We start from the raw sequence: 15,310 nt of genomic DNA, 5'->3' as shown, positions 1-15,310 counted from the left end.
GACCGTTCCGGCGCCGCGGTTGCCGCCCTCCTGGGTACCGGCCGGCCGTTTCACGGGCACGTCACCCCCGTCTTGAAGAATGGCGGGAGCGCAAGCTGAACCGACGGTTCAGGCGCTGCATCGCCGCGCTCCCTCGCCATCCAAGGACCCGCCATGGCCACGCCATCCGCACACCACGCACCCGCCGCTGACCGCCCGGCGCGTCGGTCCGCGTCCCCGCGCTCGTTCCTGGCCGCGTTCGCGGCCGGCCTGCTGGCCTGCTCGGCGTCCCTGCCGACCGTCGCGCAGCAGGCCAGCGGCTTCGACCCGAGCCCGCCGGCCAACACTCCCGGATGGCCGGACCGCCGTCACCTGCCGATCGAGCCGTATGCCCCGGACCTGAAGCTGGCGCCGACGGTTGCCGGGTCGGATCCCGCGCATTGGCCCAAGGAGATCGCGGCGCCGGAAGGTGCGCCGAATGTCCTTCTGGTGATGATGGACGACGTCGGCTTCGGCGCCACCGAGACCTTCGGCGGGCCGGTGCCGACCCCGACCTTCGACCGCATTGCCAACGAGGGTCTGCGTTTCAACCGCTTCCACACCACCGCCCTGTGTTCGCCAACCCGGGCGGCGCTGATCACCGGCCGCAACCACCACGTGGCCTCGACCGGCATCATCATGGAGTTCTCCACGCCGTATCCGGGCTACCACAGCCTGATGTCGCGCAGCGTGGGCAGCATCGGCGAGATCCTCACCGCCAATGGCTACGGCAGCGCCTGGTTCGGCAAGAACCACAACGTGCCGGACTGGCAGACCTCGCCGGCCGGTCCGTTCGACCTGTGGCCGACCGGCCTGGGCTTCGAGTACTTCTACGGTTTCCTCGGCGCGGACGCGCACCAGTTCAGGCCCGCCGTGTACGAGAACACCAAGCCGGTGGACCCCTATCTGGGGCGCGAGGACAGCTACCACTTCGACGCCGACATGGCCGACCATGCCATCCAGTGGATGCAGACCCGCAAGTCGGTGTGGCCAGACCGGCCGCTGTTCGCCTACTACACGCCCGGCACCGCCCATGCCCCGCACCACGCCCCCAAGGAGTGGCGTGACCGCTTCAAGGGCAAGTTCGACATGGGCTGGGACGTGCTGCGCGAGCAGACCTTCGAGCGCCAGAAGCAGCTGGGCATCATCCCCGCCAACGCGGTGCTCAACCCCACCCCGGACGACTACACCCGCTTCGATTCGCTTTCGCCCGACATGAAGCGGGTGGTGGCGCGCGAGATGGAAGTCTACGCGGCGGCGCTGGCCCATTCCGACTACCAGGTCGGCCGGGTCCTGGACGCGCTGGAGCGCATGGGCGAGCTGGACAACACCCTGGTGATCTACATCATGGGCGACAACGGCTCCAGCGCCGAGGATCCCACCGGCGTGGGCATCACCAGCGAGATTACCGTGCTGGGCAACAACGTGATGGACCGGCCCGAGTACATGGTCGAGAACATCGAGGAGTTCGGCGGCATGTGGTTCCAGAACCACTACTCGCATGGCTGGGCGCATGCGATGAACACCCCGTTCCAGTGGGACAAGAAGATCGCCTCGCACCTGGGCGGCACCCGCACCGGCATGGCCATCCGCTGGCCGGGCCACATCAAGGACCCGGGCGCCATCCGCAGCCAGTTCACCCACGTCACCGACATCGTCCCCACCATCCTGGAGGCGGCCGGGCTGCCGGCGCCCGAGACCATCAACGGCATCCGCCAGGTGCCGATGAACGGCAGCAGCCTCGTCTACGCCTTCAACGACCCGGGCGCGCGCGAACGCCACACCACCCAGTACTTCGAGATCGTGGCCAACCAGGCCATCTACCACGAGGGCTGGATCGCCAACACCACGCCCAAGCGCCTGCCCTGGGTCGGCCGTGGCGATGCCCATGCCGATCCCTTCAATGAGTACGAGTGGGAGCTGTACCACCTCGACGAGGACTTCACCCAGTCGCGCAACCTGGCCGCGGAAAACCCGGCCAAGCTGCAGGAGCTGCGCCAGCTGTTCCTGGCCGAGGCCGGCCGGAACCAGGTGTTCCCGCTGGACGACCGCTACATTGAGCGGGTGGATCCGGAGAACCGGCCCAAGCACAACGAGGGCCGTACCCGCTTCGACTTCTACGAAGGCACCACCCGCATCACCGAGGCGCTTGCGCCGAACATGAAGAACACCTCGTTCCGGATCACGGCCGACATCGAGGTCCCGCAAGGGGGCGCCAACGGCATCATCATGACCCAGGGCGGCTGGTTCGGTGGCAACGCGCTCATGCTGCAGGACGGCAAACCCACCTACGCCTATGCGCTGTCCCATTACCCGGAGCACAAGACCACCGTACAGGGCGCGCAGCCGCTCGCCGCGGGCCGGCACACCATCGTGATGGATTTCACGTATGACGGCGGTGGCGTCGGCAAGGGCGGCAACGTGGTGCTGTCGGTCGATGGAAGCCGCGTCGCCGAGGGTCGGATCGACCGCACCATTCCCGCCCGCGTGTCGGCCGACGAGACCCTCGACATTGGAGAGGACGCTGGCACGCCGGTCGTCCGTACCTATGAGGTGCCGTTCCGGTTCACCGGCGAGATCCACAAGGTCACCGTCGACCTGCCGTCGGCCCAGGGCGGGATGGCCGGCGTCGCGGCACCCGCGCTCGACTGAGGGTGCGTCAGCCCTGCCGGGAAGGCGGTAATGCCTGTCCGGTCCTGGCCCGGACTTTGCCGGCCCTTGCGGCGCACTCGCGGCCGGCGCGTATCGTGGCGCGCGCCTAGCACAGCGGGTCGTGTTTCGCGCGGTTGAATTTCGGGGGCCGGCACCCGACCATCGCCTGACGCACCGACTGCCCCTGCCCGACCCGAATGAGCTCCCGCTACAACGCCGCCGATATCGAAGTCCTGTCCGGCCTGGACCCCGTCAAGCGCCGTCCCGGCATGTACACCGACACCGCGCGGCCGAACCACCTGGCGCAGGAGGTCATCGACAACGCGGTCGACGAGGCCCTGGCGGGGCATGCGAAGTCGATCGAGGTCACCCTGCACGCCGATGGCAGTTGCGAGGTCGCCGACGACGGCCGCGGCATGCCGGTCGACATCCATCCCGAGGAAGGCATCCCCGGCGTGGAGCTGATCCTGACCCGCCTGCATGCGGGCGGAAAGTTCAGCAACAAGAACTACACCTTCTCCGGCGGCCTGCACGGCGTCGGCGTCAGCGTGGTCAACGCGCTGTCGAAGCATGTCGACGTCTTCATCAAGCGCGACGGCAACGAGTACCGGATGTCGTTCAAGGACGGCGACCGCCACAGCCCGCTGGAGGTGGTCGGCAGCGTTGGCCGCAAGAACACCGGCACCCGCGTGCATTTCTGGCCGGACCCGAAGTACTTCGACACGCCGAAGTTCAACCTGCGCGCGCTGCGCCACCTGCTGCGCGCCAAGGCGGTGCTGTGCCCGGGCCTGACCGTGAAGTTGAACGACGCGGCCAGCGGGGAGTCGTTCGAGTGGTATTACGAAGACGGCCTGCGTGACTACCTGCGCGGCGAACTGGTCGAGCGCGAGCTGCTGCCGCCTGACCTGTTCGTCGGCCACCTGGCCAAGGACACCGAGACCGCCGACTGGGCGGTGGCCTGGGTACCGGACGGCGAACTGGTGCAGGAGAGCTACGTCAACCTGATCCCGACCGCCCAGCACGGTACCCACGTCAACGGCCTTCGCACCGGCTTCACCGATGCGCTGCGCGAGTTCTGCGATTTCCGCAACCTGCTGCCTCGCGGCGTCAAGCTCGCGCCGGAGGACGTGTGGGACCGCGTGGCCTTCGTGCTGTCGGTGAAGATGACCGACCCGCAGTTCAGTGGCCAGACCAAGGAGCGGCTGTCGTCGCGCCAGGCCGCGGGCTTCGTCGAAGGCGCCGCGCACGACGCCTTCAGTCTGTGGCTCAACCAGCATGTCGAACTGGGCGAGAAGATCGCCCAGCTGGCGATCGAGCGCGCGTCCGCCCGCCTGAAGACCGAGAAGCAGGTGACCCGCAAGAAGGTCACCCAGGGCCCCGCCCTGCCCGGCAAGCTCGCCGACTGCACCAGCCAGGACCTGTCGCGCACCGAGCTGTTCCTGGTCGAGGGCGACTCGGCCGGCGGCAGCGCCAAGCAGGCGCGCGACAAAGATTTCCAGGCGATCATGCCCTTGCGCGGCAAGATCCTGAACACCTGGGAGGTCTCGTCCAACAGCGTGCTGGCCTCGCAGGAAGTGCACGACCTGGCCGTCGCCATCGGGTGCGACCCGGGCAAGGACGACATCAGCGGCCTGCGCTACGGCAAGGTCGTGGTCCTGGCCGACGCCGACTCCGACGGCCTGCACATCGCCACCCTGCTGTCGGCGCTGTTCCTGCGCCACTTCCCCGCGCTGGTCGCTGCCGGCCACGTGTTCGTGGCGATGCCGCCGCTGTTCCGCATCGACCAGGGCAAGCAGGTGCACTACGCCCTGGACGAGGAAGAGAAGCGGATCATCCTCGAGAAGATCGAACGCGAGAAAGCGGAGAAGAAGAAGGGCTCCGGTGGCCAGGTCAGCGTGACCCGCTTCAAGGGCCTCGGCGAGATGAACCCCTCGCAGCTGCGCGAGTCGACCATCCACCCCGACACGCGCCGGCTCGTGCAGCTGACCGTCGAGGATGCCGACGGCACGTCTTCGCTGATGGACATGCTGCTGGCGAAGAAGCGCGCGCCCGACCGCAAGGCGTGGCTGGAGAGCAAGGGCGACCTGGCGACGCTGGAGGTCTAGCGCGCGTCCGTACCCGAGGTCCGCTCAGCGGGGCGGGGCCACGCCCAGGCCCTCGAGGAACGCCGTCAGCACGCGGTCGCGGTGCTTGTCGCGGTGCACGGCAACGCTGAGCCAGCGCTCCAGGTCGAGGAAGGGCGTCTCGAGCACCACGAGCCCCTCGCCGGCCGCACCGCGCAGGGCCACTCCCGGGAGGCAGGCCAGGCCGAGGCCGGCCAGCACCGCCTGCTTGACCGCTTCGTTCTGGCCGAGCTCGATCGCCACGTCGATGGGCCCGAGCGCGCCTGCGGCGACCTGCTCGAACTGCTCGCGACTGGCCGATCCCGCCTCCCGCAGCACCCAGCGCTCACCCTGCAGGTCGTCGGGCGATAATCGCCGGCCCGCCAGCACGTGCCCCTGCGGCGCGCACACCACCAGGCAGTCCCGCCGCCAGCGATGTTCGACCAGCTCCGGCCGGTGGGTCGGCCCTTCGACCACGCCAACGTCCAGCGCAAACCGCGCCAGCGCAGCGGAAATGGCCGCCGTGTTGTCGACCTCGAGGCGCAGTCGCACCGCCGGATGCGCGCGTACGAAACTCCCCAGCAGGTCGGCCACCATGTAGTTGCCAACGGTGTTGCTGGCCCCGACCCGCAGTTCACCGGCCAGCGCGGGGCCCTCCGGGTCGAAGGCATGCTGGATGTCCGCGATCCGCGACAGGACGTCCTCCGCGCGCGGCAGCAGCGCACGGCCGTCGCCGTTGAGCTGCAGGCCGCGCCCGACCCGGTCGAACAGCGGCGCACCGAGCTGCCGCTCCAGCTCGGCCAGCGAAGCACTGACCGCAGACTGGCTCAGGTGGAGGACCTCGGCGGCACGGCGTACACCGCCCTCGCGAGCCACCGCGCAGAACACCCGGAGCTGGCGCGCGCCGAAACCGGGGGCGCGGGACTCGTTCGACATAGAGGGCATTACCGTTCTACTCAATAGAACACATAGTCAATCACTATTTGATTTTGTCGGGCAATCGATTCCTCTACCGTGGCGCCACCCCGCCATCCGGACCCGCCGTGCGTCGCGCCTTTTCCCTGCCCACCCTCCCCGGCCAGTTGCTGGCGCTGGGCATTGGCCTGTCGGCCCTTGCGCTCGCCAGCTCGACGCCACTCGCGCGGCTGCACCTCGGCGGACTCACGCTGGCGATTGTCCTCGGCATCGTCTGGGGCCAGCTGGCCGGCGCGCGCACCGGCACCCGGTTCGCGCCGGGCCTGGGCATCGCCCAACGTCACTGGCTACGCCTCGGGGTGGTGCTCTACGGATTGCGGCTCGACCTCGGCGACCTGCTCGGTCTGGGCGCGGCGGTGCTGCTGCTCGACGTCGTCATGGTCGTCGGCACGCTTTCGCTCGGCCTGTGGCTGGGCCGTCGCTGGCTGGGCCTCGACCGGGAGACGGCGCTGCTGACCGCCGCCGGCAGTGCGATATGCGGGGCCGCCGCCGTGCTCGCGACCGAGCGCACACTACGCGCGGAACCGCACAAGGTGGCGGTGGCGGTAGCGACCGTGGTGGTGTTCGGCACCCTCAATGTCTTCCTGTACCCCCTGCTGCAGGCGTGGACCGGCCTGGAGCCCCGCCTGTTCGGCATCTACACCGGTGCGACCGTGCACGAAGTCGCCCAGGTGGTGGCGATCGGCCAGCAGGTCGGCGACGGCGCCGCCGACACCGCCGTGGTGGTGAAGCTGGCCCGGGTGCTGATGCTGGTGCCCTTCCTGCTGCTGCTCGGCTGGCGCCGCGCACCCGGCGAGGCGAGCGGCGGGTTGGCGGCCGGCATGCCCTGGTTCGCTTTGGGGTTCCTGGCGATGACCGCCGCCAATACCTGGCTGCCGATCCCCGGTGCGCTGCGCGATGCCCTGCTCGTGCTGGACACCGTGCTACTGGCCGCAGCGATGGCCGCGCTGGGCGCCGGCATCCGCCTGTCCAGCCTGCGCGCAGCCGGGCCCCGACCATTGCTGCTGGCCGCGGCGCTGTTCGCCTTCCTTTCGGTTGGTGGCTATGTGCTGACGGTCTGGCTGGTCGCTTGAGGCTCAGGCACGGCGCCCCACCATGAACACGCCGGCCAGCACCAGTACGGTACCGGCCACCTGCCACGGGCCCATCGGTTCGCCGAGCAGGAACACGCTCAGGACGATGGTCGAAACGGGCCCGAGCATGCCGATCTGCGCGGCGCGCGCCGATCCGATCCGCGCCACCGCCATCATCACCATCAGGACCGGGAGCACCGTGCACAGTGTGCCGTTGACCAGCGAAAGGCCGTACACCTCCGGCGCCAGCCGCAGGCTGCCCAGCGGACGCAGCAGCAGGAACTGGCCGATGCACAGCACGCAGGCGACGGTACTGGCGTAGGCCGTCAGGCGCACCGCGCCCACGCGCTGCACGAGCGCACCACTGCCGAGCAGGTAGAACGCGTAGGCCAGCGCGCTGCCGAACACGAGGATGCTCCCGAGCATGATGTTGCGGCCGCCCACATCGAGGTCGTGTCCCACCGCCAGGGCGACGCCGGCATAGCTGACCGCGAGCGCCCACCATTGCGCGGGACTGGCCTTCTGGCCGAGGAAGCACACCCCCAGCAGCAGGACCAGGGTCGGGTTGAGATACAGGATCAGGCGCTCCAGCGTCGCGGTGATGTACGCCAGGCCGGCGAAGTCGAGGAAGCTCGCCAGGTAGTAACCCAGGAACCCGAGCAGGACGATCCGCCCGCCGTCGCCCCGCTCCAGGGGCGCGGATCGGCGTGCCGCCCAGACCGCCATCGCCAGGAATAGCGGCAGCGCGACTGCCATCCGCAGCGCCAGCAGGGTGACCGCATCCACGTCGAAGCGGTAGGCCAGCTTGACGATGATCGCCTTGCCCGAGAACGCGATCGCGCCGAAGGCGGCGAGCAGCACGCCACGCAGGTCGACACTGGGCACCGGCGCAGCGTGCAGGGTGCCTGCCCCGTCCCCGGCAGACGCGGGTGCGACGTCCAGCGGCTGGGCCAGTTCCGCGTCGGCCGCGGTGTCCTCGCGCGACGGCATCGGGTTCAGAGCGTGGCTTCGAGCAGGCGCCGGAGCAGGGGCTGCAGCTGCGCGGCGCGCCCCGCGTCGTACTCGAAACTGTCCTCGTCCATGTAGTTGAGCTGGGCCAGCTCCATCTGCACGGCGTCGATGCCGCTCGCCGGGTCGCCGTAGTGCCGGGTGATATGCCCGCCCTTGAAGCGCCCGTTACTGACGTGGGTGTAGCGTGATTGCGCGGCCATCACCGCTTCCAGCCTTGCCGCCAGCGCAGGCGAGCAACTGCTGCCGGCCGCGGTGCCGAGGTTCAGGTCGGGCAGGCGGCCCTCGAACAGGAACGGGACGGCACTGCGGATCGAGTGCCCTTCCCACAGCACCGCGCGGGCATGCACGGCCTTGAGTCGGTCGAGCTCCCCGCGCAGGGCGTCATGGTAGGGCCGCCAGTAGGTATCGACGCGGGCCGCGACCTCGGCCTCGTCGGGCTGCTGGCCCTCCAGGTAGACCGGCGCGCCACTGAATTGCACCACCGGGCACAGACCGGTGGTGTTCTGGCCCGGATACAGCGATACATCGTCAGGCGGCCGGTTGAGGTCGACCACGTAGCGGGAGAAACGCGGGACGAGGATGGAGGCGCCCAGCTCGCGCGCGAAATCGTACAGCCGCGACACGTGCCAGTCGGTGTCCGGGGCCCTGCGCGCCTCCGGCACCATGCGTTCGGCCAGGGCCTCGGGGATCAGGCTGCCGTCGTGGGGCAGGCTGACCAGCAGCGGCGCATTCCCGCGGTGGAGGGTGCAGATGTCCATCTGCCCATTGTAAGGCGGTGCGCGCGACGGCTCAGCGGTGGAAGCGGTCCAGCCGGTAGGGTGCCGGATCGATCGCCGGGGTGGCACCGGTGACCAGGTCGGCCACCAGCTGGCCGGTCGAAGCGCTCATGCTGACGCCCATCATGCCGTGGCCGGTGGCGATCCAGAGTCCCGGGCGGCCCGGCGCGGTGTCGATCACGGGCACGTCGTCGCGGCTCATCGGGCGCCAGCCGTACCAGCGCTCGCGCACCTCCGGGCCCACCGGTGCGTGCAGGTACTCGGCGGCACCGCGTTCCAGGGCCGCGAGCCGCCTGGCGTTGAGCGTCCCGTCGTAGCCACTGAACTCCATGGTGCTGCCGAGGCGGAAACCGTCCTCCCACACGGTCACGCAGACCGAGCGCTCCATCAGCACCAGCGGCCGCTTCGGCACGATGGCGGGCCGGCTGTAGGTGATCGAATACCCCTTGCCCGGCTGCATGACCGCCTTGAGCGCGGGCACGCCGAAGGCGTCGGCCATCTTCGGCGACCACGCACCCACTGCCAGCACGATGTCGCGCGCCTGCAGGGCGCCGCGCGTCGCATGGACCGTGTCCCCCTCGATCCGCTCGACCGCACAGTGCTCGACGATCGTGCCACCACGCTCGCGAAACACCCGGGCCAACTCGGCGACATAGCGATCCGGCCGCAAAGAGGCATCGCCGTCGAAGCGGATCGCACCGACCACGCCAGGCTTCACCGCCGGCTCGCCCGCTTCATACGCCTCGCCATCGATGCGGCGCCAGGGCACGCCGACCTCGTCCAGCAGGGCCAGCTCCTTCTGCCCGTGCACGAACTCCGCGGTGTCCCGGAAGACGTAGTCTTCGCCGGTCGCGCCGAACTCGCACTGCAGGCCGAAACGCTCGACCCAGTCCTGCAGGCGCGTGCGCGAGTCGTTGAGCATCGCCGCCTTGGCCACCGTGCTGGCGCGCCAGTCGCGCTCATTGCAACGGCTTGCGAACGCGAGCAGCCAGCGCCACAGCACCGGATCGAAGCGCGGTTTGATGTACAGCGGTGCGTCCGGCGTGAACATCCAGCGCAGTGCGGTCGCGACCATGCCCGGCGCCGCAAGCGGCGGCGCGTGGCTGGGGGTGATCGTGCCGCAGTTGCCATGCGAACTTCCGCCGCCGATCCGGCCCGCGTCGAGCACGCAGACCCGGCGTCCGGCCTCGGTCAGGGCCAGCGCGCAGGCCAGCCCCACCACCCCCGAGCCCACCACGACCACGTCGAACCGGCCATCGGGCCAAGGGGCTTCAGCAGGCGTGTGGCTCATGCGCGGACTCAGGGACGGACGGAGTGGGAAGGCGGGACATGACGCATGGGTGGCCATCGCAGGTAGGTGAATGCCCGCCACAGCCATTCGACAGGACCGAGACGGAAGCGTGCCATCCACGCATGGGCGAACGCCAGCTGCGCGCAGAATATCGCCAGCACCAGCACGACCTGCGCAACGCGGCCCATGGTGCCCCACAGTCCCAGGCCGTATCCGTAGAAGACCCAGGTGCAGACCAGCGACTGCATCAGATAGAGCGTCAGGGCCATGCGTCCCGCGGGCGCAAGCACCGCCAGCCCGGCGTGCCCCCGTCGCGGTGCGAGGACGACCAGACCGACATAGCCCAGGCTCATCAGCGGTGCTCCGATCATGTGCAGGGTCATCGCCCACAGGGCCGATGCAATATCCGCCCCATGCATATCCGGCTGGGGGTCGATCGCGAGTCCCACGATCGTGAGCAGCAGACCCGCCGGACCACAGACGAAGGCCAGCGTGCGAAACAATGCCCGATGCGCGACTGGATCCGCCATCGCCCCGCTGCGGACCAGGCCAGCCCCGACGAGGAACATGCCGAGCGCCATCGGCAGCATGAACAGCACCCCTGAGGGCAGGTATTCAACGAAGAACCGCAGCCGGAACGCCGTGGCCTCCGCATAGGACCCTGCGCCATAGGCCCGGATCTCGGCGGCCTGAAGCGCAAGTTGTTCGGTTGCATCGCGCAGGCGCTCCGGATTGTCCGCCCACCCGCCCGGGGCGCCCGCCACCAACGCGGACAGGGCCATCAGTCCCGCGATCGACAGGTACAGCGCCGCCCCCCCTGCCCACAGACCGGCCACGGGAGCGCGTGCGAACGCCATCAACAGCAGCGCCGCCAATGCATAGGCCACCAGGATGTCGCCGGCCCAGAGCAGCCAGGCATGCGCCAGTCCGATCACCAGCAGACCCACGGTACGTCGCAGGTAGACGGGCACGAACGGGCGCCCGGCCGCGTCGGCGCGGGCCTGCATCACCGCGAAACCCATTCCGAACAGCAGGGAGAACAGCGTCCAGAACTTGCCGCTGGCGAACACGTACGTCAGCGCATCCAGTCCACGGGCCAGCCCATGCAGGCCGGGGTCGATCCCGTCGGCACGCCCGACCATGGGCGAGGTGAACCACTCGATGTTCATCAGCAGGATGCCGAACAACGCGAACCCCCGCAGCACGTCCATCGCTTCGATCCGCTGCCCTGGCGTCACCGGTCGCCATGCGCCTTGCTCCATCGTGTCGTCCGTGCGCCCCAAAGGACGTGCAGTGTACGGTCCCGGGAACGAAAACGGCCCGCGCAAGGCGGGCCGTCGGGACGTCGTCGGCGGTGCCGGTCAGTGCTCGACGCCGCCCTCGCCATGCACGTGGCCGTGCTTGATCTCTTCTTCCTGCGCCTCGCGGACATCGACGATCTCGATCGCAAAATGCAGGTCCTTGCCGGCCATCGGGTGGTTCAGGTCGACATCCACCACGCTCATGCCGACCTTGGACACGGTGACCGCGCGCGGCCCCATGTTGGTCTGCAGCACGGTCTGCGCGCCCACGGCGATCTTCTGGCCCTTGAAGTACTTCTTCGGGACGCGCTGGGTGAGGCCCTCGCGACGCTCGCCGTAGGCATCGGCCGCGGCCACGTCGACCTCGAAGGTGTCGCCGGCCTCATGCCCGTCCATCGCCTTTTCCAGGCCCGGGATGATGTTGTTGTGGCCGACGAGGATCGCCAGCGGGTCGCGCCCTTCGGAACTCTCCAGCGGCGCCTGGCCCTGCTCGGAAACGGTGTAGTGGAAGCGGACGACGCGGTCTTTCTCGATCTTCATGGCAGGTTGCGGACTCGATGGTCGGGGCCGTTGGCGGGGGGCGGGGCTTGCGCCGCGCGGCGTGCAGACGCCAAGCTGTGGCCGTGGACAGGACCGCGCATTATCCCGACAAGCCACGTCCGGCGCCAGCCGGCGCCCTCCGCCCGCTCGGCCTGGCCCTGCCCGTCGTGCTGCTGGTGGCGGCCTGCGGCGGGGGCGACCGGGTGCGGACACCGCCGCCGGGCGATGCCACGGCATGGCCCGTGGTCGCACCGGAAGACCCGGCCGCGGCCAACGCGGTGATGATGCGCGCGCTGAGCCTCGTCGGCACGCCCTACCGCTACGGCGGCAGCACGCCGGAGGGCGGCTTCGACTGCAGCGGACTGGTGAACTACGTGTACCGGGACATGCTCGCCCTGCACCTGCCCCGCACTTCCAGCCAGCTCGCCGACTACCAGGGGCCGCGGATCCGGCCGAAGGAACTCGCCGCGGCCGACCTGGTGTTCTTCGGCAGCGGCGGGCGCGTCACGCACGTCGGGATCTATGTCGGCGAAGGACGTTTCGTGCATGCGCCCAGCACGGGCGGCACGGTCCGCCTCGACCGTCTGGACGGGCCGTACTGGCGCGACCACTACACCGGTTCCAGACGCGTCCTGGAGTGAACCGACCGTCGGCCGGGGCTCCATTGCCGGGACGAAGCGCGGCACGCGTCACACTTTCACGTCGATCTTTACGATTTTTTTAACGACGTGACGGCCATGTGCAGGCATCATCGTCCGCATTGCTCCACTTTGTGATGACCGCGTGAAATCCGACGCCTTCCGACCTGGCCCCCGAAGCCACCTCGAAATCCGCCGCACGCGGCTCCTCCAACGCCTCTCCGCATCCGCCCTGCTCGCGCTGCTGGCCCTGCCCGCCCTGGCCCAGCAGCTGCCCAGCCCCTCGCTGGCGGCGGACTCCGCGGATGCCCCCTCGGCCGTCACCAGCACCATGCTCCCGGATGCCATGGGCATGTCCGACCGGGCCCTGCTGCTGGCGAACGACCTGAACCGCCTGATGGGCCAACCGTCCGCCACGGACGAAGACCTCCAGGTCGAAGATCGCTCCGGCCGTACCGGCGCCGTGCTGCGCAAGGCGCTGGCGCTGCTCGGCACGCCCTACCGCTGGGGCGGTACCAGCCCGGAGAGCGGCTTCGACTGCAGCGGGCTGGTGGGCTACGTGTTCCGCAATGCCCTCGGCATCGAACTGCCGCGCGTGTCGCGCGAGATGGCGCGCAACGGCGAGGAAGTGAAGGACCAGCAGGAGATGGTGGCCGGCGACCTGGTCTTCTTCGGGCGTCGCGGTCGCGTCGACCACGTTGGCATCTACCTGGGTGAAGGCCGCTTCGTGCATGCGCCGCGCACGGGCCGCACCGTCAGCGTGTCGCGGCTGGACAGCGGCTACTGGGCCAACAAGTTCATGGAAGCGCGTCGCGTCGAAGGCATCTGACGCGTACGGGTCGCATCCGCCAAGGCCGCCTCCGGGCGGCCTTGTTCGTTTCAGGCGTCGGGCGGCACCGCCGGACCCCGGTAGCGCTGCACGGTCTGCTCGATGCCCTTGCTGAGCTCCATGACCTTGAGCGCGTACTCCGCCAGGCGCTTGTCGTCCTCGCTCCTCGGGACCCAGCTCGGCACCGGCGTCGGCTGGCCCTCGACGCCATCCAGCGCAACGAACACGATGACGCAGTGCGTGCACAAGCGTGGACGCGACGCCTCGCCCGGCACCAGTCCCGGATCGCGCGCCATCACGTCGACCGCGAAGTGCATGCTGGTGGTCCCGGTGTGGACGAGCTGGGTACGCACGGTCACCAGGTCGCTGGTGCGGATCGGCGACACGAAGCGGATCCCGCCCACCGCCACCGTCACGCTGTAACGCCCGCTCCAGCCCACCGCGGCGGCATAGCCGGCCTGGTCGATCCACTTCATCACCACGCCACCGTGCACCTTGCCGCCGTAGTTCACGTCGGTCGGCTCGGCCAGGAAGCGCATGGTCAACTCGCGTTGCTCACCGGGCATCGGCCCACCTCGTCATCGCCAGGGTCCGGCCATCGTGCATCGCGCGATGTGCACCGCCCGTGTTGACTGGCTCCGCCCGGCCCGTTCGCCCACACTGTGCGGCCCCTCTCCGTGGACCCGATGCCGTGCCGACGTTGACCCGCGCCCTCCCCATCGCCGCCGCCTGCCTGCTCGCGGCCATGCCGCGCACGCTCGTCGCCGCCGAACCGCTTCCGCAATTGCAGGCCTACGAGGTGCGGGAAAGCTGGCGCCAGCCCATCGCGCCCTTCGCCATCGCCGACCGCACCTGGTACATCGGCACCGCCGGCCTGGCGGCCCTGGTCGTCCGCACCGACGACGGCGCCGTGGTGATCGACGGCGGCATGCCGCAGGCCGCCCCGATGCTGCTCGAGCACCTGGCCGGGCTGGGCATCGCCCCCGCCGAGGTCCGCTACCTGCTCACCAGCCACGCCCACGGGGACCACGCCGGCCCAATGGCCGCGCTCAAGCGGGCGACCGGCGCCACGCTCGCCGGCAATGCCGAAACCGCCGTCCTGCTGGCACGGGGCGGCAGCGACGACATCCACTTCGGCGACGGCATCGTGTTTCCTCCGGTCGAGGTGGACAGGATCGTGATGGACGGGGAGACGATCGAACTGGGGGGCATGGCCTTCACCGCGCACGCGACCCCGGCCCACACGCCCGGCTCGACGAGCTGGACCTGGACCGACACCCGCGACGGCAAGCCGCTGGCCATCGCCTATGCCGACAGCGCCACGGCACCGGGCTACGACCTGCTCGACAACCCGCGCTATCCGCGGATCGTCGATGACTACCGCCGGGGCTTCGCGACGATGCGCGCCCTGCCCTGCGACCTGCTGGTCACCCCACACCCCGATGCCAGCGGCTGGACACCCCAGGACGCCGGCAACCGCCACCCGCACCCCATGACCTGCGCCGCCTACGCCGATGCCGCCGAGGCCCGGCTGGACGCGGCGCTGGAGACGCAGCGCGCCGCCCAAGGAGGCCGCTGATGCCGTACACGCCGATCGTCGCCACGCTGGGCTTCGTGCTCTCGCCCGACCGCGGCGAAGTGCTGATGGTCCACCGCAACGCGCGTCCCGAGGACCACCAGCTCGGCAAATACAACGGGCTGGGCGGCAAGCTCGAAGCGGACGAGGACATCGTCGCCGGCATGCGTCGCGAGATCCACGAGGAGGCGGGCATCGATTGCCAGGCGATGCAACTGCGCGGCAGCGTCAGCTGGCCCGGCTTCGGCAAGCACGGCGAGGACTGGCTGGGCTTCATCTTCACCATCACGGCCTTCACCGGCACGCCGTTCGAGCGCAACCCGGAAGGCACGCTTGAATGGGTGCCTATCGCGCGTCTGCCGGACCTGCCCATGTGGGAAGGCGACCGGCATTTCCTGCCCATGGTGTTCGACGAGGACCCCCGGCCGTTCCACGGGGTCATGCCCTACCGCGACGGCCGCATGGTGTCCTGGCGGTACTCACGCATCTGAAGCCACCGCATCTGAAGCGACCGCCTCTGAAGCGGCG

Annotated in this window: 14 protein-coding genes; 7 read left to right on the top strand and 7 right to left on the bottom strand. The window is 69.6% G+C overall.

The window, feature by feature from the left end; all coding sequences use genetic code 11:
• Positions 1-153 precede the first annotated feature (153 nt).
• Together H4F99_RS13775 and parE are read left to right on the top strand one after the other, a co-directional pair.
• Positions 154-2,670, top strand: a complete 2,517-nt coding sequence (locus H4F99_RS13775) for an arylsulfatase (protein ID WP_182670449.1) — start codon at positions 154-156, stop codon at positions 2,668-2,670.
• Between the two features lie 197 nt (positions 2,671-2,867).
• Complete coding sequence (gene parE / locus H4F99_RS13770; protein ID WP_182670447.1) at positions 2,868-4,775, top strand: DNA topoisomerase IV subunit B; 1,908 nt, start codon at positions 2,868-2,870, stop codon at positions 4,773-4,775.
• Between the two features lie 24 nt (positions 4,776-4,799).
• Here parE and H4F99_RS13765 read toward each other — a convergent pair whose 3' ends face one another.
• Positions 4,800-5,708: a LysR substrate-binding domain-containing protein gene (locus tag H4F99_RS13765; protein ID WP_182670445.1), complete on the bottom strand. Its 909-nt coding sequence runs from the start codon at positions 5,706-5,708 to the stop codon at positions 4,800-4,802.
• A 107-nt stretch (positions 5,709-5,815) separates the two neighbouring features.
• Between H4F99_RS13765 and H4F99_RS13760 the strand changes: the two genes are divergently transcribed.
• Positions 5,816-6,820, top strand: a complete 1,005-nt coding sequence (locus tag H4F99_RS13760; protein WP_182670444.1) for a putative sulfate exporter family transporter — start codon at positions 5,816-5,818, stop codon at positions 6,818-6,820.
• Positions 6,821-6,823: 3 nt separating this feature from the next.
• Here the strand turns inward: H4F99_RS13760 and H4F99_RS13755 are convergent, their stop codons facing one another.
• From H4F99_RS13755 to H4F99_RS13735, 5 genes are all read right to left on the bottom strand, one after another.
• On the bottom strand, positions 6,824-7,810 hold the full coding sequence (locus H4F99_RS13755; RefSeq protein WP_182670442.1) for a DMT family transporter: 987 nt from the start codon (positions 7,808-7,810) through the stop codon (positions 6,824-6,826).
• A 5-nt stretch (positions 7,811-7,815) separates the two neighbouring features.
• Complete coding sequence (gene hutG, locus H4F99_RS13750; RefSeq protein ID WP_182670440.1) at positions 7,816-8,589, bottom strand: N-formylglutamate deformylase; 774 nt, start codon at positions 8,587-8,589, stop codon at positions 7,816-7,818.
• Positions 8,590-8,620: 31 nt separating this feature from the next.
• Positions 8,621-9,898, bottom strand: coding sequence for an NAD(P)/FAD-dependent oxidoreductase (locus tag H4F99_RS13745; RefSeq protein WP_182670438.1), 1,278 nt, complete (start codon positions 9,896-9,898; stop codon positions 8,621-8,623).
• A gap of 8 nt (positions 9,899-9,906) precedes the next feature.
• Positions 9,907-11,160, bottom strand: a complete 1,254-nt coding sequence (locus H4F99_RS13740; protein WP_182670436.1) for a DUF418 domain-containing protein — start codon at positions 11,158-11,160, stop codon at positions 9,907-9,909.
• 99 nt (positions 11,161-11,259) lie between these two features.
• Positions 11,260-11,739 carry an FKBP-type peptidyl-prolyl cis-trans isomerase gene (locus H4F99_RS13735; RefSeq protein ID WP_182670435.1) on the bottom strand — a complete coding sequence of 160 codons (480 nt, stop codon included), beginning with the start codon at positions 11,737-11,739 and terminating at the stop codon, positions 11,260-11,262.
• Positions 11,740-11,786: 47 nt separating this feature from the next.
• Here H4F99_RS13735 and H4F99_RS13730 point away from each other — a divergent pair, with 47 nt between their 5' ends.
• Together H4F99_RS13730 and H4F99_RS13725 are read left to right on the top strand one after the other, a co-directional pair.
• Entirely contained in the window at positions 11,787-12,380 is a 594-nt protein-coding gene (locus H4F99_RS13730) for a C40 family peptidase (protein ID WP_425488031.1), read from the top strand.
• Between the two features lie 142 nt (positions 12,381-12,522).
• Positions 12,523-13,206 (top strand): C40 family peptidase, encoded by a 684-nt coding sequence (locus tag H4F99_RS13725; RefSeq protein WP_343064224.1) that lies wholly within the window; start codon positions 12,523-12,525, stop codon positions 13,204-13,206.
• 50 nt (positions 13,207-13,256) lie between these two features.
• Here the strand turns inward: H4F99_RS13725 and H4F99_RS13720 are convergent, their stop codons facing one another.
• Positions 13,257-13,772 (bottom strand): acyl-CoA thioesterase, encoded by a 516-nt coding sequence (locus H4F99_RS13720; RefSeq protein ID WP_182670431.1) that lies wholly within the window; start codon positions 13,770-13,772, stop codon positions 13,257-13,259.
• 179 nt (positions 13,773-13,951) lie between these two features.
• Between H4F99_RS13720 and bla the strand changes: the two genes are divergently transcribed.
• Both bla and H4F99_RS13710 read left to right on the top strand, forming a co-directional pair.
• Positions 13,952-14,785 (top strand): subclass B3 metallo-beta-lactamase, encoded by an 834-nt coding sequence (gene bla / locus H4F99_RS13715; protein ID WP_182670548.1) that lies wholly within the window; start codon positions 13,952-13,954, stop codon positions 14,783-14,785.
• Positions 14,785-15,273 (top strand): NUDIX hydrolase, encoded by a 489-nt coding sequence (locus H4F99_RS13710; protein ID WP_182670429.1) that lies wholly within the window; start codon positions 14,785-14,787, stop codon positions 15,271-15,273. Before bla ends, H4F99_RS13710 begins: the two co-directional genes overlap by 1 nt.
• Positions 15,274-15,310 lie beyond the last annotated feature (37 nt).

Source organism: Marilutibacter penaei (assembly GCF_014145395.1).
In the GTDB taxonomy this organism is placed as follows: domain Bacteria; phylum Pseudomonadota; class Gammaproteobacteria; order Xanthomonadales; family Xanthomonadaceae; genus Marilutibacter; species Marilutibacter penaei.
The sequence above is the reverse complement of the archived record's forward strand: the minus strand, read 5'-3'. Positions and strand labels throughout refer to the sequence as shown.

Bases quoted from the DNA above. Each gene is read 5' to 3' on its own strand.
- H4F99_RS13775 (WP_182670449.1), top strand. From the start codon at position 154: ATGGCCACGCCATCCGCACACCACGCACCCGCCGCTGACCGCCCGGCG.
- parE (WP_182670447.1), top strand. From the start codon at position 2,868: ATGAGCTCCCGCTACAACGCCGCCGATATCGAAGTCCTGTCCGGCCTG.
- H4F99_RS13765 (WP_182670445.1), bottom strand. From the start codon at position 5,708: ATGTCGAACGAGTCCCGCGCCCCCGGTTTCGGCGCGCGCCAGCTCCGG.
- H4F99_RS13755 (WP_182670442.1), bottom strand. From the start codon at position 7,810: ATGCCGTCGCGCGAGGACACCGCGGCCGACGCGGAACTGGCCCAGCCG.
- hutG (WP_182670440.1), bottom strand. From the start codon at position 8,589: ATGGACATCTGCACCCTCCACCGCGGGAATGCGCCGCTGCTGGTCAGC.
- H4F99_RS13745 (WP_182670438.1), bottom strand. From the start codon at position 9,898: ATGAGCCACACGCCTGCTGAAGCCCCTTGGCCCGATGGCCGGTTCGAC.
- H4F99_RS13740 (WP_182670436.1), bottom strand. From the start codon at position 11,160: ATGGAGCAAGGCGCATGGCGACCGGTGACGCCAGGGCAGCGGATCGAA.
- H4F99_RS13735 (WP_182670435.1), bottom strand. From the start codon at position 11,739: ATGAAGATCGAGAAAGACCGCGTCGTCCGCTTCCACTACACCGTTTCC.
- H4F99_RS13720 (WP_182670431.1), bottom strand. From the start codon at position 13,772: ATGCCCGGTGAGCAACGCGAGTTGACCATGCGCTTCCTGGCCGAGCCG.
- bla (WP_182670548.1), top strand. From the start codon at position 13,952: ATGCCGCGCACGCTCGTCGCCGCCGAACCGCTTCCGCAATTGCAGGCC.
- H4F99_RS13710 (WP_182670429.1), top strand. From the start codon at position 14,785: ATGCCGTACACGCCGATCGTCGCCACGCTGGGCTTCGTGCTCTCGCCC.